The organism is Mesorhizobium sp. B2-5-3, assembly GCF_006441005.1.
Lineage (GTDB): Bacteria > Pseudomonadota > Alphaproteobacteria > Rhizobiales > Rhizobiaceae > Mesorhizobium.
Genome location: NZ_VFUS01000009.1, coordinates 120,844 through 140,420 on the forward strand (window position 1 = coordinate 120,844; position 19,577 = coordinate 140,420).

A 19,577-nucleotide genomic window follows, 5' to 3' on the forward strand; every position below is an offset into this window, starting at 1 on the left:
ATGAAGTGCTCCGCCTCTCGTCAGCAGTATGATGAATACTTAGTTTTGACGGTCGAGCGCAGCAGAAGCCGATCCGGTCGACGGGTTCGCCAGGATGGCGCCCGTAATGATGCGAAAGAGATGATCGGCCCGCGGCGCGAATGAGGGTTGGTCGACCGCCCAGCCGAGCGCCGTCATCAGGGCGAACAGGTCATCCCCATTCATGTCGGGCCGCGCCGCGCCTTCGGCCTGTGCGCGGAGCAGCAGTCGCGCGCTCGCCGAGTGCACCGCTGCGCATGAAGCGTAAAGAGCGGAGTTCGGATTCGTGTGGGCGGCGGCCATCATGGCGACGACGCCCCTATAGCTTTGGGCGAACGCCAACCACTCCTGGAACCAGGAGATGAGCGCTTCGTCAGGCGAATCCGAGGTTTCGAGTTCATCTGCCCTCTGAGTCAGTGCGTCCAGATTCGTACACAGCAGCGCCTCGAACAGGGCTTCTCGCGTCGGGAAATGACGAAGCAGCGTGGCTAACCCGACCTCGGCCCGACGGGCGATATCGCGCATGGACGCATTGATACCGTGCTCGGCGACGACGTCACGCGCGACCGCGAGGATATGGCTGTAATTTTTTTTTGCGTCGGCTCGCATGAGATGCCTTGATAAGCGGATCAGTGATCCGTATATGTGGATCGATGATCCAGTTACTAAGCGGATCGGTGAACCACTAAATAGAGTGCGTCTGCACAAATGGCAACAAAGGCGCTGCCCGCCCCGCAAGGAAAATGAACATGAGCACTATCAGCATCATCGGGTCAGGCGGTATGACCGCAGCGATCGGCGACCTTGCCGCCAAGGCCGGACACACCGTCGAGGTGATGAGCCGCGACAGTGCCAAGTCGCGGGCGCTGGCCGAGCAGGTCGGAGCCGGCGCGACGACCGGAACGTTTGGCGCCGCTCCGGTCGGGGACATTGTCATCCTGGCGGTTCCCTATTCGGCCGTTCTCGACGTGGTGAAGCAGTACGGCGAAAAGCTGGCAGGCAAGCTCATTGTCGACATCACCAACCCCATCAAATCCGACTTCACGGGTTTCTTGACTCCTGAAGACAGTTTCGGCGCGCAGGAGATCGCCAAGGTTGCTCCTGCCAATGCCACTATCGTCAAGGCGTTCAACACCCAGAACGCCCGGGTCTTGGCTGCCGGTCCAATCGGGGGCCATCCATTGGACGTGTTCATCGCCGGGGACGACTCTCAAGCGAAGGCGCGCGTCTCGGCGTTCATCGACAGCCTCGGACTACGTCCGATGGATACCGGGCGGCTGATTATGGCCCGAACGCTGGAGCACGCCTGCATGCTGTGGCTGGGCCTCATGACCCACTCCGTCAAACACACCAACTTCTCAATCCGCGTCAGCCTCCTCGGCTGAGCCCGCGGCACCACGTCTCGCATCACATTACCCAAGGAGCAGCAGCATGCGCGTTTTCGTTACCGGCGGGACCGGCCATATCGGTTCGTATGTCATCCCCGAGCTCATCGCGGCCGGACATGAGGTCATTGGCCTGGCCCGGTCGGACACGTCCGCGACTGCGGTATCGGCACTCGGCGCCAAGGTACGTCGCGGGGATATCACCGACCTCGATGGGCTCAAGGTCGCGGCGGCGGAGTCCGACGGCGTCATCCACGTCGCGCACCGGCAAGACCTGCTGCCCTCCGGCGGGATCGACGCCGTGGCAGCCGCGGAGCTCCAGATCATGCTCGCCTACGGCGAGGCGCTGGCGGGGACCGGAAAGCCGCTCGTCGTCTCAGGGAGCATCGGCTCGCCGGGGTGGGAAGGCCTGGGCCGGCCAGCCACCGAGGAAGATCCGGCTCTTCCCGGCGGCGAAGCATACAAGGGCACCCTGCGGGTTCGCAACGCCGTGGAACTCGCCGTGATCGGCTTAGCGGGACGGGGCGTGCGGTCTTCGGTCGTCCGAATTCCTCCCATCGCGCACAGCACGACCGATGCCGGCTTCCTCCAGCTGCTGATCGGTCTCGCGAAGGAGAAGGGCGTAATCGGTTACCCCGGAGACGGCGCGAACCTCTGGCCGGCTGTGCATGCCCGCGACCTGGCCTCCCTGTTCCGCCTGGCGCTGGAGAAGGGGCCGGCTGGCAAATATTGGCACGGGATTGAGGGCGAGGGCATCCGGTTCCGCGAGATCGCTGAGGCCATTGGCAGCCGTATGGGCATGCCTGCTGTGCCCATCCCTGCGGACGTACTGATGTTGCCGGGCTTCTTCGGCTTTCTCGCGAACTTGGTCACGCTGGACCTTCCGGCGTCCAACGCCATCACCCGCCAGACGCTCGGCTGGGAGCCAGCTCAGCCGGGCCTGCTCGAGGACCTCGACAACGGCCATTACTTCCCGGCGGATCGTATCGCGATCCCGTGATCCGTCCACCCAACTCACAAGGAGACAACACATGAGCACTATCAGCATCATCGGCTCAGGAGCCATGGCCGCCGCGATCGCGGGCCGTGCCGCCAAGGCCGGACATACCGTCGAGGTTGTCAGCCGCGACCCCGCCAAGGCGCGGGTGCTCGTCGACCAACTTGGAGTCGGAGCGACCACCGGGACATACGGCGCCGCCCCCGCGGGCGACATCGTCATCCTCGCCGTGCCGTACAGCGGTGCCGCGGCGGCGGTAGCCGACTTTGGGAAAGCGCTCGATGGCAAGGTGATCGTCGACATCGCCAACCCGGTTGCCCCCGACCTCTCGGGCCTCGTCACGCCCCACGGCAGTTCCGGCGCGCAGGAGACCGCAAAGGGCCTCCCCGCCGGCGCGCATGTTGTGAAGGCATTCAACACGATCTTTGGTCACGTGCTTGCGAAGGGCGGACGCCTCGACGCGTTCATCGCAGCCGACGATGCGGAGGCGAAAGCGCGCGTCTCGACGTTTCTCGAAAGTCTCGGGCTGCGTCCGCTCGACGTGGGCGGCTTGCACATGGCCCAGACGTTGGAGGCGCTCGGTTTGATGATGATTGGCCTCGCCAAAAACGGCGCCGGCACCTGGGACTTCGCCATGAACGTCGATATCGGCTGAACCACCGACATCAGCCCTCCGCTGCACTACAGCCAAGGAATCGATCATGATCACTCCCTTCCAGATTCCCTATGATGCGGACCAGGCCGCTGACCTTCGTAGCCGCCTCGCACGGACGCGTTGGGCCGACGCGGTAACTGACGACTGGACCATGGGAACCGAGCGCGGCGTCCTCAACCAGTTCATCGATTTCTGGCGTGACGGCTATGACTGGGCGCAGCGACGAGACCGGCTTAACCAGCTTCCCCATTTCCGGACGACGGTCGACGGCCATGGCATACACTTTCTGCATTTTCGCAGCGGCCAAAGGGGATCGATCCCGCTACTGCTGATGAACGGCTGGCCGTCAAGCTTCGTGGAGTTTCAGCGTATAGCACCGCTGCTTACCCAGGGAACGCCGGCATTCGATGTCGTGATCCCCACCATGCCCGGCTTCGGCTACTCGGACAGGCCAACCCGGCCCTACGAGGCGGAGCCCAGCGACCTTTATCCGAAGCTAATGACGATGCTGGGCTATGGGCGGTTCGTCGTGGCTGGGACTGACATCGGCTCCGGCCTTGCCACGCGAATGGCGCTTCGGCATCCGGCGCGTTTGCTGGCTCTCCATGTCTCGGCGGTCGCGCCGAAGCCGATTCCAGAAGATGCATCGCCCCTGTCGAAGGCCGAGATCGACTATGACGAGCGCCTCCAACTGTGGAGCCGGGAGGAAGGGGGCTATCAGGCGATCCAGAGCTCGAGGCCACAAACTCTCGCCTTTGGGCTTGCCGACAGTCCTGTTGGCCTAGCCTCGTGGATTGTCGAGAAATTCCGGGCCTGGACGGACTGCGATGGCGACGTCTTCTCTGTCTGGCCCCTCGAAGCCTTGATTGACACCCTGATGATCTACTGGATGACCAACACGATCGGGTCGTCTGTCCGCTACTATTACGATGCCGCCCGGCTGCGGCCGCCGCTGCGGGCAGATGACTTCGTGCATGTCCCCACCGCCGTCGCGATGTGGCCACATGATCTGGCGCTCGCGCCGCGCGAGCGGGCCGAGCGGCTCTACAATGTGCAGAGTTACACCGTCTTTCCGCGTGGCGGGCATTTTCCGGCCTGGGAAACGCCGGAACTCTACGCCGACGATTTGCGAAAGATCGCGCTCGCCGCGATCTGAACGAACAAGCGTGTTCCGCTTCACCCACGAGCGGGCACGGATCGTGGAGATTGCCCGCCAGCGGCGTGCCGAGCAGGCGAGGCTGGCCAAGCTCGAAGAACAGCGGGTGGAATATCTCGATCGCAAGCTCGCGCAGCCAGAGCAGCGTGATCGACTACGGACGTTTCTGATGACGCTTCCCGCTGACTCCATCTCCGAGGAAACGTTCGGGCGAAGAAGGAAGGTTACCGCTAGAGCCATTCACGGTCCACGATCTTCGGCATACGGGATCAGTGTTTTGGTACATCTGCCCCAGACGATTTTTCCATCTCGAAGCGAGCTAGCAAGTCACTATCGTCGCCAATTGCCGGCTTGATGCTGCCTTGGCAGCCCGCTTCCAAGTTCGCGTTTCCGGCTCCTTTGGAGCGTTCCGTGCACGAATTGCAGGCCCCTCCGGCCGTTCGCATCGCGATGGACGTGAGGGCATTGTTTCTGATCACCAGATTGGCGCTTCGCGCATTGTCTCGGGCACGACCGGTTCGAACCCTCCGATAGATCTCCGTGCCTGACATATCGCCGCGTCCGGCTGCCATGCAGCCGTATTTTCGGCGATTGCTTGCCTGTGGTCGATCACTCGGCATGGGGTTCATCGATATCTCTATTCCCACAATGAATTTGCGAGCGAAGGAAAGAGAACGAAAATAAACGAAACAAACGGATATGGGGAGGCGCATGGACGCGCAGACTAATCCAGAAAGCAGGCAGTGGATCCAGGCGGTCCGTGCCGACAGTCTTCCTGTCGACGATGCGACGCGCATCGAGCACCAGGGGGTATGTATCGCCATCTTTAATCTTGCCGGCAAGTTCTACGCCACTTCAGGCATTTGCACGCACGCCCACGCCTTCCTTTCGGAAGGCTATATCGACGGCCAGACGGTGGAGTGTCCTTTGCATCAGGGACTGTTCCACATCCCCACCGGCACACCGCTTTCACCGCCCGTTACCGAGCGGCTGAAGACCTACGAAACCAAGGTGTCGGACGGCTACGTCCACATCCTGGTGGAAGGAGGAGTGACTTGAACTTGTCGGGATATATCCCGGGCTGAAAGCAAATATGGAGGAGACCTAAAATGCTGAAATTATCACGTCGCCATCTGCTGAAGACAGCCGCGGCGCTTTCCGTTCTCGCTGCTGCACCGCTGACGACAGTTCCGGCCTTCGCCGAAGACTCCGTCCACGCCGTTCTCAATGGCCTGATCAAGAAATACTCCGACGAAGCCAAGGCGGGCATATCGAATGCCGACGTCAGTGCGCTGTTCGAAAAGGACGGTTTCCGGGACTATCTCAACGTCTATCCGGTCGGCGACCTCGCCGGCGGATTCGTCTGGAAGCCGGGCATGGGCGCCAGCTTCGTCGGCCCTTACAGCAAGCTGCAGATCAAGGCGCCTTTCACGGATTATCTGCCGTTGCCTGAAGGTCCGGTGCTCGACGCCAGCAAGAAATATCGCATCGGCCTGGTCGTCCATGGCTTCAATCATCCCTGGCTGATCAGCCTCGCCGACACCGCCGCCTGGGAAGCCAAGCGCCATCCGAATATCGAACTGGAGGTGATCGACGCCGAGTTCGACGACAACAAGATGGGCCAGGTGATCGATACGTGGATCGCCAAGCAATATGATGGCATCGTGCTGTGGCCGAACCGTGAAGCGCCGATGGGCCCGCCCGTGGACCGTGCCATAGCCGCCTTGGCGCCGGTATTGTTTCCAGGACCGAGTACCTTCCGGACGATCGTTTGACGGCGCTTTCGATCTCGGATCACAAGCCGTTCACGCAATCCTTCGCGGCGTGTCTGAAGGTTCGCCAAACGCTACGTCCGATAGAGGCTTTCATGCAGCTGGTCAGGGATCATTAGAGTGACCGCGGTACTTCCGCCCTTTTAGGGCGTTGCCCAGCAACCAAGTGCCTTTTTGCGCCGCCGCATGGCATTGCTGCCGGCGCAATCGGTCAGTCCGCAGCCCAAAGCTCTACGACCAATTGCGGCCGCCGCATGGCGCAGGCTTGACCGCTCCCCGCTCTTCGAACGGCGCCTATACGCCGTTAGGCCCACCCCAGCCTTCGCGACCTTGTGGTCTTCAAATATTCGGTCGCGCGCTGCTCGAAGAAGTTAGCGCGCGACCAGGTCTCGGCGTTGATCACGCGGTTGTAGATTGACTACTGCTCCTTCTTGAACAAATCCTGGAAGATGAGGTGGCCCCAGGTGCGGCCGCGTGCGTGCACAAGCGCGCCACCCTCGTCGAGCTTTCCCAGCTTGACGGGTGCGAACCCGAGTTGTTTGGCCAAGGCCGCCACGGCGGCGGTCGCGTCCTCGTCGTCACCAGACAGAAAGACGACCCGGTGGCCGCCCTCGACGATCGTATCGGCAGCCAGGGTGGCCGCAGCCAGGTGATTGAACCCTTTGACGAGCTTGGCGCCGGTGAACGCCTTCGCGACGAAGGCGGAGGACGGCAGACCGTCCAGCTCTTCGGGGAGAACTCCAAAAGTGTTCATCGCGTCGATGACCGTCTTGCCTTCCCAGTTCGGCAGGGCTTTCGCGACCTCGCGATGCTCCCAGAACGGGACCGCCAAGATGATTGTGTCGGCCTCGAGCGCATCCCGCAGCGACTTGGCAATGACCGTGGGTCCAATCGCCCGAGCCTGCGGCGCCAATGCCTCGGGCGGCCGACGACTCGCGACGGCCACCTTGATGTTCTTACGGGCGAAGGCCTGGGCGAGGGCCTGGCCTATCTTGCCGAATCCTACAATTGCATAGCTCATAATACTTCTCCGATCCGTGTTGATGTCGATTCCCGGCCCTCAACGGCGCTGGTTAATTGAATGGAGTGCCGGCCGGGCGTGGCGCCTCAGAGTTGCGCAAGGCCGCCGTCGACGGCGACCTCGCTGGCGGTCATGAAGCTGCTGTCCGACGACGCGAGAAAGGCGGCGACGGCCCCGATCTCCGCCGGATCGGCCATTCGCTGGAGCGGCGTCATCGCGGCGAAGACCTTCTGGCCCTCCTCGCCCAGCGCTTCCTTCGCGAGTTCGGTCGCGGTCGCCCCGGGCGATAGCACGTTGACCCGGATGCCGGTGCCCTTCAGGTCCTCCGCCCAGGTCCGCGCGAGGTTGCGCACTGCCGCCTTGCTCGCGCTGTAGGCGCTCATTGCCGGGGCGCCCGTGGTGCCGGCGCTCGATCCGGTCAGGATTATCGAACCGCCCTGGCCCATCAGCGGCAGCGCCTTCTGGACAGTGAAGATCGTACCCTTCACATTGGTGTCGAAGGTTTCGTCGATGTGCTCGGCGGTGATCTCGCCGAGCGCAAGCTGGCTTCCCGCCCCGGCATTGGCGAAGACGATGTCGAGGGTTCCGCGCTCGGCCTTCACCGTCGCGTAGAGTCGGTCGAGGTCGGCCTCATCCGAGACCGAGCCCGTCACCGCGCGGGCATTGGGCCCGAGCTCGGCCAGAGCCGCGTCGAGCGTTTCCTGCCGGCGGCCGAAGATGAAGACGAAGGCGCCCTCCTCGATGAAGCGCTTTGCCGCGGCGCGGCCGATGCCGGTAGCGCCGCCCGTGATGACTGCAACCTTACCGTTTAGCTTTCCCATGACTTTTCCTTCCAGGCTCTGCCTTTGATCATTCGGGAAGAACCCCGAGAGCCTGGAAATAAGTCTGCAGGGGTCAGGCTTTGAGTGCGGATGTGCGCACATCGGTGGTGCAAAATCGATCCGGTCGGACGACTGCCGCCAGCCGCGACGAATCGGTGTCCGTCGTTCGGAATTGGGCCGCGCTCGTCGACATAAGCTATGATAACCGCCCACACTGCTGTACGACTGCGTTGGATACGGGCTTTGGAAAGCGCACCGCGCGGTGCGGGATCGCGCCATGATCGACTGGGATGATGTTCGCTATTTTCTGGCCGTGGCGCGCGGAGGCTCGGTGCGGGCTGCCGGCGAGCGCCTCAGTGTGAACCACTCGACCGTGCTACGACGCGTTGCACAGCTCGAGGAACGCCTCGGGGCGCAAATGTTCGAAAAGCTGCCTTCGGGCTACCGCCTGACGGCTGCGGGCGAGGAGGTGCTCGAGCTCGCGAACCAGATGGAAGCGTCGTCGCACCAGTTGGAGACACGCGTCTTCGGGCGCGACCAGAGCGTGCGCGGGCTTCTGCGGGTGACATTGGCTCCGACCCTTGCGACACACCTGCTCATGCCTGATTTCGCCGAGTTCGCGCGTCTGCATCCGGACATCGAGATGGACGTCTTGTCGTCCGGGGAGCTGGCAAATCTGACCAACCGAGAGGCCGACGTGGCGATCCGCGTCGTCTATGACCGCAAAACCCTGCCGCTCAATCTTCACGGCCTGAAGGGGCCAGAGTTGTTCGGCGGCGTCTATATGTCCCGCGATCGACTTGCCGCCTGGCATGCGGGCGCGCCCGATCCCGTCCGGTGGATCGTCATAAGCATTCATGGAATTCCGGACTGGGCTCGCGAGGGCGAGGTTCGCACCACGGAGGTTCCATTCAGGACCACGGACGCCGAGGCACAGATCGTTGCGATACGGCAAGGGCTCGGGATCACGACACTGCCGTGCTTCGTCGGAGATGCCGACCCCCTGCTGGTGAGGGTGCCGGGTACCGACCTGCACATGTACGGAACGCTCTGGCTTCTCACGCAGGGGGAGACACGCAAGACGAAGCGCGTGCGGCTCTTCACGGAATTCGTATCCCGCAGGCTCGCCGCGTACGCTCCGCTTCTCGCGGGACTTTCCATATCGCGCGACTGACGCCTGGCGGGTTGACGGCCTGCCTTGCCGACGGCTTTCCGGGGGGGCTTGCCGGCTGCTTATGATCGCCGCTTTCCGGCTATCATTGGCGCCGCCTCAGGTGGAAAATGCTTCGATGGAAACTGTGCGATTTCCCAAGCTCACGACACCAAGGCTCGTGCTTCGGGCGCCGAGAAAACGGGATATCCCGGCATGGTTTGCGCGCGCGACGGATGTCGAATCCGCCTCTCTTGCCGGCGATCCTGTTCCCGACGACATAAGCGCGGGCGAGCGATGGTTCGCCCGTTCGCGTCAGCGTTTCGCTGACGGTACGGCGATCCAGTGGTCCATAGATCAAGTAGGAGTTTCGGAAGCGATCGGGACAATAACCCTGTCCTTCGGCGCAACCGACGCCAAGGCAGCCGCATTGGGATTTGTGCTCGCGCGTGCGCATTGGGGGCACGGACTGGGCAGCGAGGCGGCGCGCGAAGTTCTCCGCTACGCTTTCGAAACTCTGGCGCTTGAACGGGTGACGGGCGAAGCGGCGGCGCGCAATTTTGCCTCGGTGCGGATATTTGCGAAGCTTGGATTCAAACATGTCGAAAGCTTCATCGACGAGTCCGACGGCGAGCGTTGCGAGCGCTTTACGCTCGACCGAGACATCGGGCCGTCACTGTTGGCAAGCAACGCCATGCCGGACTGCTAGGGCTCTGAGCCATGGCAAATAGCGTTGCTCCGGCGAGTCGATACTGACCTGCGCTTGCGCGCCTCTCTCGACAAGACCAACGGCTGGACGCGATCGAGCGCAGCCAGGTTCAGTTGGTGCTGGTTGTGGCAGTGAACCCGCACTGCTTCTGTTCCATATCGATCTGCTTCGTGATGCGGACGGCGTTCTGTGCGTAGGCTTCCGTCACGGAGCCACTATTCACGGTCTTGTCCTTCAGCGGACTCACGCCTGCGCAGAGGTGGAAAACATGCGGCTCGGTGGACTTCGCGGCTCCGTTTTCGGGCGCGATCCAGTAGACGACGTCCTGACCTGCGGGGTGGCTCGCGTCTCGCGTCGCCGCCGCCACCGCGGCGGTGTCCGTGGCGATCGCCTGCGCCTGAGCGGCGACGTCGGGCGAACAGGCAGTGGTGGGCTGCCCCGACTTGATCTGGGCTGCGCATGCGTTCATATCCTGGGTGTATTGTTCGACCGACGGGGTTTTGAAGCTGATTCCCATGACCGTCGCGAGCACGGCCAGCGCAGCGCCGACGCCGCCGGCAACCTTCTTGGTCCGCGGGTCCATGTTTTTGTCGGTGAGGATGAGGAAAACCAGCGGGAGAAAGGCAATCAGCGTGATGATTGCGCCGAGCTGGTTTTGGAAGAAGAACCTGGCCGTGTCGGATGCACGGGCCGGATCATGCCTGTTCGCCGCCTTCCACAGCAAGTTGCCGGCGATTGCGAAAATCGCGATGCCGACCAGAAGGCCGATGATCAGCGGCAGGTGTGCCTGATCGAATTTGTTCTGGCGAAGCAGCATAATCCCGTAGATTTCGCCGCCAATGGCGACGATCCACGAGAGTGCGGCGAAAAGACGAAGACGCGTGGCGGAGGACTTCTGGCCCTGCGTCGCTTGCCAATCCTTGGTAACGTCTGACTTGTTGTCGGTCATTGACCAGATCCCCTGATATCGACACTTAGGCGGGCGGCGTTAGCAGCGTCATTGAACGAGCATTACTTGCCTTAGCGACGCGGGCAAAAATGTGAGCGCCACGGCAGGCTTAATCCTCATACATATTGCGCATGAGTGAATCCGTCCATACTCATTGAGGCAGACGCCTATGCAGCGATGGCTCCGTTAATCTCTGGCCCGAACTGACGACACCAGCCGAAAATCGAAATTGCCATTGCCATCTCCGTGGTTCCTTCCTCGGCGGCTTTCGCACACCCTGCGGCGCCCGAACATTCGCTTCTCGCACTGTGGGGTTATGATAGCCTGGGCGACCGAAAGATCGAATACGACGCGAATTCCACAATGACGATGACCACGACACCAACTGCGGTATTGCGTGGCATGGAGCTCAGCATCCCTCGCGAGAATGCACCCGGCAGACTATGTCCGAGCGATCACCAGGGAGGCGTGGCGTCGATGCTCGCCGCGCTCGCCCGATGAACCGTTGGCAACTTGCTCATGGACGGTATCTCGATCTTGGTGCGAGATCGTTACTGATGGGGATCTTGAACGTTACGCCGGACAGTTTTTCCGACGGTGGAGAATTCGATCGGCCGGAGCGGGCACTCGAACAGGCACGGCGTATGATCGGCGAGGGCGCGGCGATCATTGATGTCGGGGGTGAGTCCACCAGGCCCGGCGCCGGCAGCGTTTCGGCGCTTGAGGAACAATCGCGTATCCTCCCGATCATCGAGGCGCTGTCGTCGGACGGCGACTGCATCGTTTCGGTTGACACCTATCGGGCCGAGACGGCGCGTCTCGCGGTCGCGGCGGGTGCACATATCGTCAACGACGTACACGGCCTGCAGCGCGAACCCGACATTGCGCACGTCGCAGCGGAAGCCGGCGCTGGCCTCGTCATCATGCACACCGGGCGCGACCGGGAAAAATTGGCCGATGTAATCGCCGACCAGTTCCTGTTTCTGAACAGATCGCTGGAGATCGCTCGCAACGCCGGCATTCCGGACGACTGCATCGTGCTGGACCCAGGCTTCGCTTTCGCCAAGAGCGGAGAGGAGAACCTTGAACTCATGGCTCGCTTCGGCGAACTGCGCGCTCTTGGTTTTCCATGGCTCGTCGGCACCTCGCGCAAGCGGCTTGCCCATCACCTGGTCGGCGACAGCGACGAAGGGCGGGACGTTGGCACAGCTGCAACCAGCGTCATCCTGCGGTTGAAGGGTGCTTCGATTTTTCGTGTGCACAATGTCGGGATCAATCGCGATGCCCTGGCTTTCGCCGACGCAGTGCGCGAGCGCGAGAATACGGCGGAATGAAAGAACCTGTCAGGCGGGCTCGGTCACGACGCCGATACGCCGGTAGGTGAATGGTTCGTCCTCCGAAGGAACTGTCGCGGTACGCTTGGCTTCGTCGATCAGCATCGCCATGCGCGCGTGGATCGGCGACTTCGCGCAAGCCGGATCCGTTGCGGCGGCATCGCCGGCGATCACCATCGCCTGGCAGCGGCAACCGCCCCAGTCGATCTCGCGTCGTTCACAGCCGCGACAGGGTTCCTGCATCCAGTCCGTGCCGCGGAAGGCATTGAACGCCGGCGAATCGGCCCAGATCGAGGAGAGGGTGTGTGGTTTGAAACGCTCGAAGCTGAGCGACGGGATCGTCTGCGCGGCATGGCACGGCAGCACGGTGCCGTCAGGCGCCACCATGAACGCGTCACGCGCCCAGCCACCCATGCACGGTTTGGGGTAGATGGCGAAATAATCCGGTGTCACGAAATCGATGTTGATAATGCCGGCCAGCCGCTCGCGTGCTTCCGCAACGATTTCCGCCTGCCGGTCGACTGCTGCACGCTCGGGCATCAGCTGATCGCGATTGATCAAAGCCCAGCCAGCGTACTGGACGTTGGCGATCTCGAGCCTCTCCGCGTCCAGCGAAAGGGCAAGATCGATGAACCCCGGTACCTCCTCGATGTTATGGCGATGGATCGGCGCGTTGATGGTGAGAGGCAAGCCGGCAGCTCGCGCGCGGCGTGCCGTCTCCAGCTTCTTGTCGTGGCTGCCTTTGTGGTTGCCGATGCGTTCGGTGGTCTCAGGCCGTGCGCCCTGAAAGCTCAATTGCAGATGGTCGAGCCCGGCTTCGGCAAATGCTTCGATGCGGCCTTCGGCGATGCCGACGCCCGCGGTAATCAGATTTGTATAGACGCCGCGCGCTGAAAGTCCGGCGATCAATTGCTCGAGGTCGCGGCGCAGCGTCGGCTCACCGCCTGACAGATGCACCTGCAGAACACCGAGATCGGCGGCCTCCGAGAACAGGCTGAGCCAGGTCTGTGTGTCGAGTTCGCGATTGGCCTTCTGCAATTCGAGCGGGTTGGAGCAATAAGGACATTGCAGCGGGCAGCGATGTGTCAGTTCCGCCAGCATGCCGATAGGAGGGAGGAGGGGCGTGTTCATAGCTTCACCAGCAGCTTGTCCGACCACTCTTGCAGGAAGGCGATGACGTCGGCCGCCACGGCCTCCTCCTCGGCCTCATAATCCGTGGCAAGGCCGGCGATGATTTCGCCGACCGTGGACCGTCCGTCGCAGCGCCGCAATATGTCGAGGCTGATATCGTTCGGCCAGAATATTCTCTCCGGTGAAAGCACGGCGAACGCCTGCCGCACGGAATCGTACTGTATGCGCACGTGCTTCGGCAGGAAGGGTATCGATCGCAGCGACACCAAGGCTCTTTCGCGCAGCATCATGGGGCTGCCTCGGGGCGGAAGGCGCCGGGCGGTATGTTTCCCGGCTCGCCATAGGCGTGTTGAAGCGCATCAAGCATGGCCCAGAGTATATCGCATTTGAACACCAGCGCATCTATTGCCTGCTGCTGGCGTTCCGCCGTATCAGCATGGCTGAGCACGTAGGTGAGGGCGAAGTCGGCGTCGCGCGAGGCTTGTTCGGGCCGTTGCTTGAAATAGGCCAGCGTATCCTCGGTGATATAATCGTATTTGGCCAGCATCGCCGGTACGCGCTCGCCGATGATAAGCGGTGAGAACATCTCGGTCAGCGACGACGCGACCGCCTCGAACAGCGTCCGGTTGGTGCAAAAGGAGAGGTAGGCCCCCACGGCGAACCGTGTCGCCGGCAGTGCCAGCCTTTCGCTCTTCACGGCCTCGGCGTCCAGACCGAGTGAGGTTGCCAGATGCAGCCAGCGCGCGATACCGCCGCTCCAGCCGTCCTCGCCATCATGGTCTTCGATACGTTTGCGCCAGGCGGCGCGAAACGCCGGATCCTCGGCATGTGCGAGGATCATGGCATCCTTGCGCGGGATGACAGCCTGGTAGCAATAACGGTTCAGCGCCCAGGCCTTCATCTCGGCCTTCGACAGCGCGCCGCTGGTCATCCTGTGATGGAAGGGATGATGATTGTGGTAGCGCTCGGCGCCGACCTGCCTCAGCACGGCTTCGAGATCGCTCGTGGACAGGCCGCCTTTGGCCGCATCGCGGAAATCGTTCAAAATTCCATCTCCATGCCGTCGCCTGCGACTTCCCAGCCTGCCGCCTTGACCGCCGCGTGTTCGGCCGAATTCTCGTCAAGGATCGGATTGGTGTTGTTGATATGGACGAAGACGCGGCGGCCCAGCCTCACATCGGCCAGGCTGGCGATCGAACCCGCGTCTCCCGAAATCGCCAGATGCCCCATGCGCGCGCCGGTTTTCTGACCGACGCCGGCGACGATCATCTCGTCGTCGGTGTAGACAGTGCCGTCGAACAGAAGACAGGCTGCATCGCAAAGACGCGCGCGCAGCGTCGCATCGATGCGCGCGCAGCCCGGGATGTAGAAGACAGAATCGCGGCTGCCGATACCCGCAATTCGGACTCCAATCGTGTCACCGGCGTCGGAGCTGAAATTGGCATCCGGATGGTCTTTGTCCTCCAGATAGAGTGCTATCTTTCCAGGCACCGGAAAGCTCTCGATCATCACGCCGGTCTCGCTGCCTTCCGCATCGCAGATGACCAATTCTTTCGCTGTCGGCAGGATGCGCCGCGGCACGACCGCCGGATCGAGAACGTTGAAAATCGAATTCGCCTCCAGCGTCGCCAGAACCTGCGCCGTTGCATAGATGGCGAAAGGCTGCCGCTCGCGCAGGCTGAGCAGTCCGGCGATATGATCGACATCGGCATTGGTCAGCACCACCGCGCGGATAGGCGTCGAACGCAGCGGCGCGTCGCGCGCAGGTTGCAACTCTGGCGTTGCCGCGATCTGCTGGCGAATGTCGGGTGAGGCATTGAAAAGAACCCAGCCGACGCCATCCGTCGAAGCGATGACACTTGATTGGGTTCGTGAATGCACGCCAGCCATCCCGGAGCGGGCCGCACGACTGAGACGATAATTACAATTCCATTGCGGAAAGCCGCCGCCTGCCGCCGATCCGATGATCCTCAAATGCATGAAAACGCCCGCCCCGCGGCTTCTCTGACCAGCAGGCAATTTGCAGCCCTGAAAAGTGCCGCGCGCGCCCTACACGCGTCAAAACCTTTCGCCAAAACCCTTGCGGGGATGCGTGCCCCTGTTGCCAGGGACACGCACCTCTGCGGCCTACCTCTTGGGAGTAATTTCGGCAGGCAGATACCGAGAAATTTCCATGCCCGCAGCAACCTGGCACATGGTCGGTTTTTTCCAGTTTTTCTTCATGACATTTCTCCTCTTATACCAGTCCGAAGGGACCGATCCCTGTTGTTAGCCAACCATTGCAGGGCACCGAAGCAATGGCTCGTCCATCACGTCTCAAAATGGACAAACGAAAAAGTAGGTTTTGAAAAATCGAAAAGCAAAACTACCGGGAATAATAGCAAAACCTTCCTTCAATTGCTCGTTTCATATGGTCTTTTCACCTCCAGCGGAAGATTTGCACCTTCCCACCCATCAGCGCCGAGTGGATACCAGATTACCGAACTGTAGCCCCACTCGATCGCCCGTTTGGCGGCATTCCAGGACATCCAGCAATTCGTCATGCAATAGAACAGAATCGCTCGCGATTTGTCCGTGCCGGCCTTGGCTTCGAGGCCTTGGCGAAAATAGCTGGTGGTCTCTTGCGAAATAGCGCCGTATCCCACGTTGGCCAGCCATGTACTGCCTGGAATGTCCTTTCTAACCTTGTCTCTCCATATCGTTCCTGCCGGCAAATTGGTCGGCTTGGGCGTGTTCGGCATCACGTCGAAGAAGACTGCTTTCTTCGCTCGCCACAGCGCTTCAGCTTCCGCCGTCGTCACCACCCTGGCGCCTTGCAGCGTCGGCGGCACCGGCGCCCGATAGTCGTCCATCCGGTACCCCCTGGGTTCGGCGATCTCGCCAGCCCGCGTCGGTTCGGCCAGACCCATAAGGCTCGCAGCGACCAGCAAAAAAACAGCCTCCTTTCCCTTCATTGGGTGATCGGATTGTCGTGTTCATCGATCAGCGGCACGTTGTAACTCAGCAGGAGCCTGTTGATCTCCGCCTGGTTTTCCCTGATCACCCGGTTGAGCGTCCGCTTCCATTCCTGGTCGGACGGACGTACGCCCATGGTGATGCGGTAGGACATGCGCGAGCCGGTTTTTTCCTTTACCAGCGGAACAATCGCCACATCGGCTCCAAGTTGCTTGGCATAGTAGCCTGCCATCGGTCCCCACAGGACCGCCGCGTCGATCTTGTGGGCCAGCATGTCCTTGATCATGACCTCCCCCATGGAGGGGGTGACACGCGTATCCACCGCAAGCGGATAGATCTTGGCGGTCCGCAGAAGCTTGTTGGCGGCCATGTTGGCGGTTGGCGGCGTGCGCTCGACAACCCCGATCGTCTTGCCCGTGAGTTTGGGATCCTCGATCGTTTCGACGCCCTCCATATCGTTGCCCTTCGGGTAGACCAGCACATATGTGGAGCGATAATAGGCGTTGGTGTTCTGCACCAGTTCATCGCCTTGGGCATAGCCCATGATGATGTCGCATCGGTTCGCTCCCAGCGTGTTGCGAACGAAGCCGGTGACAAGTGGAAACCAGGTATAGGCGACGGACTTCCGTCCGGTTTTCGCGGCTACCAGTTCGGCGAGTTTGTTTTCGAAGCCTTCGCCGCTCTTGTCGGTGAAGGGCATATTCGAAGGATCGGCGCAGACGCGCAGAATGTCGGGATCGACCAGTTCTCCCGCCGCGCCGAGGCCGGCGCCTTGCGCCTGCGCGTTCGATGGCAACAAGGCCAGTGCGCCGAGAATCGGCAGAACGACGCGCAGCTTCAATGCACCGCAGCCGTTCATGTCATCCGCCCATGCAGGATGCTTCGGCATCCTTCGCCGCCTGCGGCTTGTCTTCGTGCTTGGGCGGCCTGCCGCGTGGCGCCGCACCATCGGCGCGCGCGCGCAGGTAGACATAGAGATCGTCCAGGTAGCAATAGACGTTCTTGTTGTCGCCAAAGGCAGGCATGACGTTTTCCTTGCCGCCGCCGACATTCTTGCGGCCCTCGGCGACGATCGAGAGGAACGTGGCGTAGTCCATGGTTTTCAAGCTGTTGACCAGGGCCGGCGCGTAGCTCGAACCTGTCGCATCCTGTCCGTGACAGACATGGCAATCGGAGTGATACCGGCGGTAGCCGCTGAACGTGTACCAGTCGACGGTTCCGTTCTCGATCTTGTAGGTCGGATTTCCATCCGCATCCAAATACTTGCCGCCTTCTTGCTTCACCGCCTTGGCTTTTTCCATGCTGTCCTCGGCCCACGCCACGCCTGAGCTTGCCAGAGGCAGCAGAGCCAGGACGAAAGCCGAAATTACAATGCGAACGGACATTCAAACGCTTCCTTCATTTGCCGTGGACACGGTTTTGCTGCCGTGGCCGGCATTGATCGGTGTGTCGGGGGTGCAACCGCATCGAGAGCCCGGCCATGGTTTCGGATGATCCGGGCTCTCGTTTTTCAAACCTCCGGTCCAACAAGACCTGAGGCGTGCTTAAGGTTCCCCGCCCGTCAGTCCGGGAGACCGAAGACGGTGAGCTGACCGCCCAGCGTCGTATAGTCCGCAAGTGCCGCGTAGCCGCCGACGGCACCCAGGCCAGCGGTACCAACGACCGCGGACTGATCGCCTTGCGCACGGCCCTGATCGACGGCGCCATGCCAGGCAGCAGCGTTGTCAGGCGAAAGCAGACCGCCTGCCAGACCGATACCTGCCCACCCACCGACGCCGGACAGAACGGCGATGTACTGCTTGCCGTCATGCTCGTACGTGGTGATGTTGCCGATGATGCCGGACGGGGTCTTGAACTTGTAAAGTTCCTTGCCGTCCTTATCGACCGCCTTGATGTAGCCTTCGAGCGTGCCGTAGAAGACGACGTCGCCATCTGTCGCCAACGCGCCCGACCACACGGAGAACTTCTCAGGCTTCGACCAGACGATCTCGCCCTTGGCCGCATCCCAGGCAATGAAGTTGCCCATGCTGCCGTCGCCGCCAGGTGCCGGGTACATCGACACTGTGGCGCCAACATAAGGCTGACCGGCGGTGTAGCTTACCTTGTACGGCTCATAGTCCATGCAGACATGGTTGGTCGGAACATAGAACAGGCCGGTTTTCGGCGAATAGGCAGCTGGCTGTTGATCCTTCGTTCCAAGCGCCGCTGGGCAAATACCCGTCGAGTTGGTGTCTTCGCCGTTCTGCTGGGTCGAATATTTCGCCACGACCTGCGGGCGACCATACTGTTCGCTCTTTGGGTCCATGACGACTTCCGTCGCCCAGTTCACCGCTGGATCGTATTTCTTGGCGACGAGAAGCTCGCCGGTGGCGCGATCCATGGTGTAGGCGAAACCATTACGATCGAAATGCACCAGCACGTCGTGTTTGGCGCCATTGACCTCCATGCCGTCGACGAGGATCATCTCGTTGATGCCGTCATAGTCCCATTCGTCATGCGGGGTCATCTGGTAGAGCCATTTGGCAACACCGGTATCGGCATCGCGGGCCATGATCGTCATTGACCAGCGGTTGTCGCCAGGCCGTTGGACCGGGTTCCATGTCGAGGGATTGCCGGTGCCGTAGTAGACCAGGTTCAGCTTGGGATCATAGGAATACCATCCCCATGTCGTGCCGCCGCCTGTCTTCCATTGCTCGCCTTCCCAGGTGTTGGTGCCGGAATCCTTGCCTACCGGCTTGCCCAGCTGGGTGGTTTTCTCGGGATCGATCAGGGTGTCGGCGTCGGGACCTTCCGAATAGGCTTTCCAGGCAAGTTTGCCGTCTTTCAGATTGTAGGCGGCCAGCCAGCCGCGAACGCCGAATTCGGCGCCGGACACGCCGATGAGTACCTTATCCTTGACCACGACGGGGGCAGCCGTGCCGGATTCGCCTTTGCCGCCGTCGGTCATGTCGCCATTCTTGACCGACCAGACGACCTTGCCGGTCTTTGCATCGAGGGCGACGACCGTGGTGTCGGCCTGATTGAGAATGATCTTGCCGTCACCATAGGCAACACCGCGATTGACCGTATCGCAACACATGATCGGAATGACATTCGGATCCTGCTTGGGCTCGTATTTCCAGAGGATCTTCCCGTCATTCTTGAGGTCGAGCGCAAAGACATTGTTTGGGAAGGGCGTATGGACATACATCACATCGCCGATGATCAGCGGTCCACCCTCATGCCCGCGCAGCACGCCGGTGGAAAAGGTCCATTTGACCTGCAGGTTCTTCACATTATCCGCAGTAATCTGGTTGAGTTTGGAATAGCGGGTGTTGGCGTAGTCACCCGTCTGCATCGCCCAGTTCTTCGCATCCGAAGCGAGCTTTGCAAGATCCTCGTTGGCCGACGCCGTATAGGCCGCGCCGAGCGACAGAAACGCCGCAGTGGTTAGAATATACGTAGCTTTCGTAAGTACACGCATCCGAATTCCTCCCGGGGTTCACAGTGATGAATCGACTGTCAGGCCCACAAGGGCTCGCCCA

The 19,577-nt window shown here is 61.5% G+C and carries 22 protein-coding genes; 10 read left to right on the top strand and 12 right to left on the bottom strand.

From position 1 onward, the window contains the following. Positions 1–39 precede the first annotated feature (39 nt). Positions 40–627: a TetR/AcrR family transcriptional regulator gene (locus FJ867_RS21535; RefSeq protein WP_140498277.1), complete on the bottom strand. Its 588-nt coding sequence runs from the start codon at positions 625–627 to the stop codon at positions 40–42. Positions 628–761: 134 nt separating this feature from the next. Between FJ867_RS21535 and FJ867_RS21540 the strand changes: the two genes are divergently transcribed. The 7 genes from FJ867_RS21540 (at position 762) to FJ867_RS21570 (ending at position 5,986) form a co-directional block, all read left to right on the top strand. Beyond that, complete coding sequence (locus tag FJ867_RS21540; protein ID WP_140623885.1) at positions 762–1,403, top strand: NADPH-dependent F420 reductase; 642 nt, start codon at positions 762–764, stop codon at positions 1,401–1,403. 46 nt (positions 1,404–1,449) lie between these two features. Continuing rightward, the gene (locus FJ867_RS21545) at positions 1,450–2,403 is read left to right on the top strand and encodes an SDR family oxidoreductase (RefSeq protein ID WP_140623883.1); all 954 of its coding nucleotides are present in this window, start codon (positions 1,450–1,452) and stop codon (positions 2,401–2,403) included. Positions 2,404–2,434: 31 nt separating this feature from the next. Then, on the top strand, positions 2,435–3,055 hold the full coding sequence (locus FJ867_RS21550) for an NAD(P)-binding domain-containing protein (protein WP_140557388.1): 621 nt from the start codon (positions 2,435–2,437) through the stop codon (positions 3,053–3,055). Positions 3,056–3,101: 46 nt separating this feature from the next. Beyond that, positions 3,102–4,211 (top strand): epoxide hydrolase family protein, encoded by a 1,110-nt coding sequence (locus FJ867_RS21555; RefSeq protein WP_140623881.1) that lies wholly within the window; start codon positions 3,102–3,104, stop codon positions 4,209–4,211. A 10-nt stretch (positions 4,212–4,221) separates the two neighbouring features. Next, entirely contained in the window at positions 4,222–4,566 is a 345-nt protein-coding gene (locus tag FJ867_RS21560) for a hypothetical protein (protein WP_140673521.1), read from the top strand. Between the two features lie 356 nt (positions 4,567–4,922). Continuing rightward, complete coding sequence (locus tag FJ867_RS21565; protein WP_181167172.1) at positions 4,923–5,270, top strand: non-heme iron oxygenase ferredoxin subunit; 348 nt, start codon at positions 4,923–4,925, stop codon at positions 5,268–5,270. A gap of 50 nt (positions 5,271–5,320) precedes the next feature. Beyond that, the gene (locus FJ867_RS21570; RefSeq protein ID WP_140673523.1) at positions 5,321–5,986 is read left to right on the top strand and encodes a substrate-binding domain-containing protein; all 666 of its coding nucleotides are present in this window, start codon (positions 5,321–5,323) and stop codon (positions 5,984–5,986) included. 415 nt (positions 5,987–6,401) lie between these two features. Here FJ867_RS21570 and FJ867_RS21575 read toward each other — a convergent pair whose 3' ends face one another. Together FJ867_RS21575 and FJ867_RS21580 are read right to left on the bottom strand one after the other, a co-directional pair. Further along, the gene (locus FJ867_RS21575; protein WP_140673525.1) at positions 6,402–7,004 is read right to left on the bottom strand and encodes an NAD(P)-binding domain-containing protein; all 603 of its coding nucleotides are present in this window, start codon (positions 7,002–7,004) and stop codon (positions 6,402–6,404) included. Positions 7,005–7,090: 86 nt separating this feature from the next. After that, positions 7,091–7,825 (bottom strand): SDR family oxidoreductase, encoded by a 735-nt coding sequence (locus FJ867_RS21580; protein ID WP_140498268.1) that lies wholly within the window; start codon positions 7,823–7,825, stop codon positions 7,091–7,093. 277 nt (positions 7,826–8,102) lie between these two features. Between FJ867_RS21580 and FJ867_RS21585 the strand changes: the two genes are divergently transcribed. After that, a complete protein-coding gene (locus FJ867_RS21585; RefSeq protein WP_140818542.1) occupies positions 8,103–8,999 on the top strand; it encodes a LysR family transcriptional regulator in 897 nt (298 codons plus the stop codon). A 115-nt stretch (positions 9,000–9,114) separates the two neighbouring features. Continuing rightward, entirely contained in the window at positions 9,115–9,684 is a 570-nt protein-coding gene (locus FJ867_RS21590) for a GNAT family N-acetyltransferase (protein WP_140560466.1), read from the top strand. Positions 9,685–9,793: 109 nt separating this feature from the next. On the opposite strand, the gene FJ867_RS21595 is transcribed toward FJ867_RS21590, so the two are convergent. Next, positions 9,794–10,633, bottom strand: coding sequence for a hypothetical protein (locus FJ867_RS21595; protein WP_140649820.1), 840 nt, complete (start codon positions 10,631–10,633; stop codon positions 9,794–9,796). A gap of 557 nt (positions 10,634–11,190) precedes the next feature. Between FJ867_RS21595 and folP the strand changes: the two genes are divergently transcribed. Next, complete coding sequence (gene folP, locus FJ867_RS21600) at positions 11,191–11,967, top strand: dihydropteroate synthase (protein WP_246671017.1); 777 nt, start codon at positions 11,191–11,193, stop codon at positions 11,965–11,967. Between the two features lie 9 nt (positions 11,968–11,976). On the opposite strand, the gene pqqE is transcribed toward folP, so the two are convergent. From pqqE to FJ867_RS21645, 8 genes are all read right to left on the bottom strand, one after another. Next, positions 11,977–13,098: a pyrroloquinoline quinone biosynthesis protein PqqE gene (pqqE, locus tag FJ867_RS21605; protein ID WP_140818544.1), complete on the bottom strand. Its 1,122-nt coding sequence runs from the start codon at positions 13,096–13,098 to the stop codon at positions 11,977–11,979. Next, positions 13,095–13,385 carry a pyrroloquinoline quinone biosynthesis peptide chaperone PqqD gene (gene pqqD / locus FJ867_RS21610; protein WP_224680292.1) on the bottom strand — a complete coding sequence of 97 codons (291 nt, stop codon included), beginning with the start codon at positions 13,383–13,385 and terminating at the stop codon, positions 13,095–13,097. The genes pqqE and pqqD overlap by 4 nt, the downstream gene beginning before the upstream one ends. Beyond that, on the bottom strand, positions 13,385–14,143 hold the full coding sequence (gene pqqC / locus FJ867_RS21615; RefSeq protein ID WP_140498254.1) for a pyrroloquinoline-quinone synthase PqqC: 759 nt from the start codon (positions 14,141–14,143) through the stop codon (positions 13,385–13,387). The genes pqqD and pqqC overlap by 1 nt, the downstream gene beginning before the upstream one ends. Then, the gene (gene pqqB / locus FJ867_RS21620; RefSeq protein WP_140498251.1) at positions 14,140–15,078 is read right to left on the bottom strand and encodes a pyrroloquinoline quinone biosynthesis protein PqqB; all 939 of its coding nucleotides are present in this window, start codon (positions 15,076–15,078) and stop codon (positions 14,140–14,142) included. Before pqqB ends, pqqC begins: the two co-directional genes overlap by 4 nt. A 413-nt stretch (positions 15,079–15,491) precedes the next feature. Next, the gene (locus FJ867_RS21630) at positions 15,492–16,052 is read right to left on the bottom strand and encodes a PQQ-dependent catabolism-associated CXXCW motif protein (RefSeq protein WP_140581044.1); all 561 of its coding nucleotides are present in this window, start codon (positions 16,050–16,052) and stop codon (positions 15,492–15,494) included. Further along, complete coding sequence (locus tag FJ867_RS21635) at positions 16,049–16,942, bottom strand: substrate-binding domain-containing protein (protein ID WP_140524717.1); 894 nt, start codon at positions 16,940–16,942, stop codon at positions 16,049–16,051. The genes FJ867_RS21630 and FJ867_RS21635 overlap by 4 nt, the downstream gene beginning before the upstream one ends. After that, positions 16,914–17,438 (bottom strand): c-type cytochrome, methanol metabolism-related, encoded by a 525-nt coding sequence (locus tag FJ867_RS21640; RefSeq protein ID WP_140515133.1) that lies wholly within the window; start codon positions 17,436–17,438, stop codon positions 16,914–16,916. Before FJ867_RS21640 ends, FJ867_RS21635 begins: the two co-directional genes overlap by 29 nt. 176 nt (positions 17,439–17,614) lie before the next feature. Then, positions 17,615–19,516 carry a methanol/ethanol family PQQ-dependent dehydrogenase gene (locus FJ867_RS21645; protein WP_140498243.1) on the bottom strand — a complete coding sequence of 634 codons (1,902 nt, stop codon included), beginning with the start codon at positions 19,514–19,516 and terminating at the stop codon, positions 17,615–17,617. Between the last annotated feature and the right edge of the window lie 61 nt (positions 19,517–19,577).

Coding starts and splice junctions, on each gene's coding strand:
- FJ867_RS21540 (WP_140623885.1), top strand. CDS start 762: ATGAACATGAGCACTATCAGCATCATCGGGTCAGGCGGTATGACCGCA.
- FJ867_RS21545 (WP_140623883.1), top strand. CDS start 1,450: ATGCGCGTTTTCGTTACCGGCGGGACCGGCCATATCGGTTCGTATGTC.
- FJ867_RS21595 (WP_140649820.1), bottom strand. CDS start 10,633: ATGACCGACAACAAGTCAGACGTTACCAAGGATTGGCAAGCGACGCAG.
- FJ867_RS21535 (WP_140498277.1), bottom strand. CDS start 627: ATGCGAGCCGACGCAAAAAAAAATTACAGCCATATCCTCGCGGTCGCG.
- FJ867_RS21570 (WP_140673523.1), top strand. CDS start 5,321: ATGCTGAAATTATCACGTCGCCATCTGCTGAAGACAGCCGCGGCGCTT.
- FJ867_RS21580 (WP_140498268.1), bottom strand. CDS start 7,825: ATGGGAAAGCTAAACGGTAAGGTTGCAGTCATCACGGGCGGCGCTACC.
- folP (WP_246671017.1), top strand. CDS start 11,191: ATGGGGATCTTGAACGTTACGCCGGACAGTTTTTCCGACGGTGGAGAA.
- FJ867_RS21645 (WP_140498243.1), bottom strand. CDS start 19,516: ATGCGTGTACTTACGAAAGCTACGTATATTCTAACCACTGCGGCGTTT.
- FJ867_RS21585 (WP_140818542.1), top strand. CDS start 8,103: ATGATCGACTGGGATGATGTTCGCTATTTTCTGGCCGTGGCGCGCGGA.
- FJ867_RS21635 (WP_140524717.1), bottom strand. CDS start 16,942: ATGCCGAAGCATCCTGCATGGGCGGATGACATGAACGGCTGCGGTGCA.
- FJ867_RS21575 (WP_140673525.1), bottom strand. CDS start 7,004: ATGAGCTATGCAATTGTAGGATTCGGCAAGATAGGCCAGGCCCTCGCC.
- FJ867_RS21630 (WP_140581044.1), bottom strand. CDS start 16,052: ATGAAGGGAAAGGAGGCTGTTTTTTTGCTGGTCGCTGCGAGCCTTATG.
- FJ867_RS21565 (WP_181167172.1), top strand. CDS start 4,923: ATGGACGCGCAGACTAATCCAGAAAGCAGGCAGTGGATCCAGGCGGTC.
- FJ867_RS21640 (WP_140515133.1), bottom strand. CDS start 17,438: ATGTCCGTTCGCATTGTAATTTCGGCTTTCGTCCTGGCTCTGCTGCCT.
- pqqB (WP_140498251.1), bottom strand. CDS start 15,078: ATGCATTTGAGGATCATCGGATCGGCGGCAGGCGGCGGCTTTCCGCAA.
- FJ867_RS21555 (WP_140623881.1), top strand. CDS start 3,102: ATGATCACTCCCTTCCAGATTCCCTATGATGCGGACCAGGCCGCTGAC.
- FJ867_RS21550 (WP_140557388.1), top strand. CDS start 2,435: ATGAGCACTATCAGCATCATCGGCTCAGGAGCCATGGCCGCCGCGATC.
- pqqD (WP_224680292.1), bottom strand. CDS start 13,385: ATGCTGCGCGAAAGAGCCTTGGTGTCGCTGCGATCGATACCCTTCCTG.
- pqqE (WP_140818544.1), bottom strand. CDS start 13,098: ATGAACACGCCCCTCCTCCCTCCTATCGGCATGCTGGCGGAACTGACA.
- FJ867_RS21590 (WP_140560466.1), top strand. CDS start 9,115: ATGGAAACTGTGCGATTTCCCAAGCTCACGACACCAAGGCTCGTGCTT.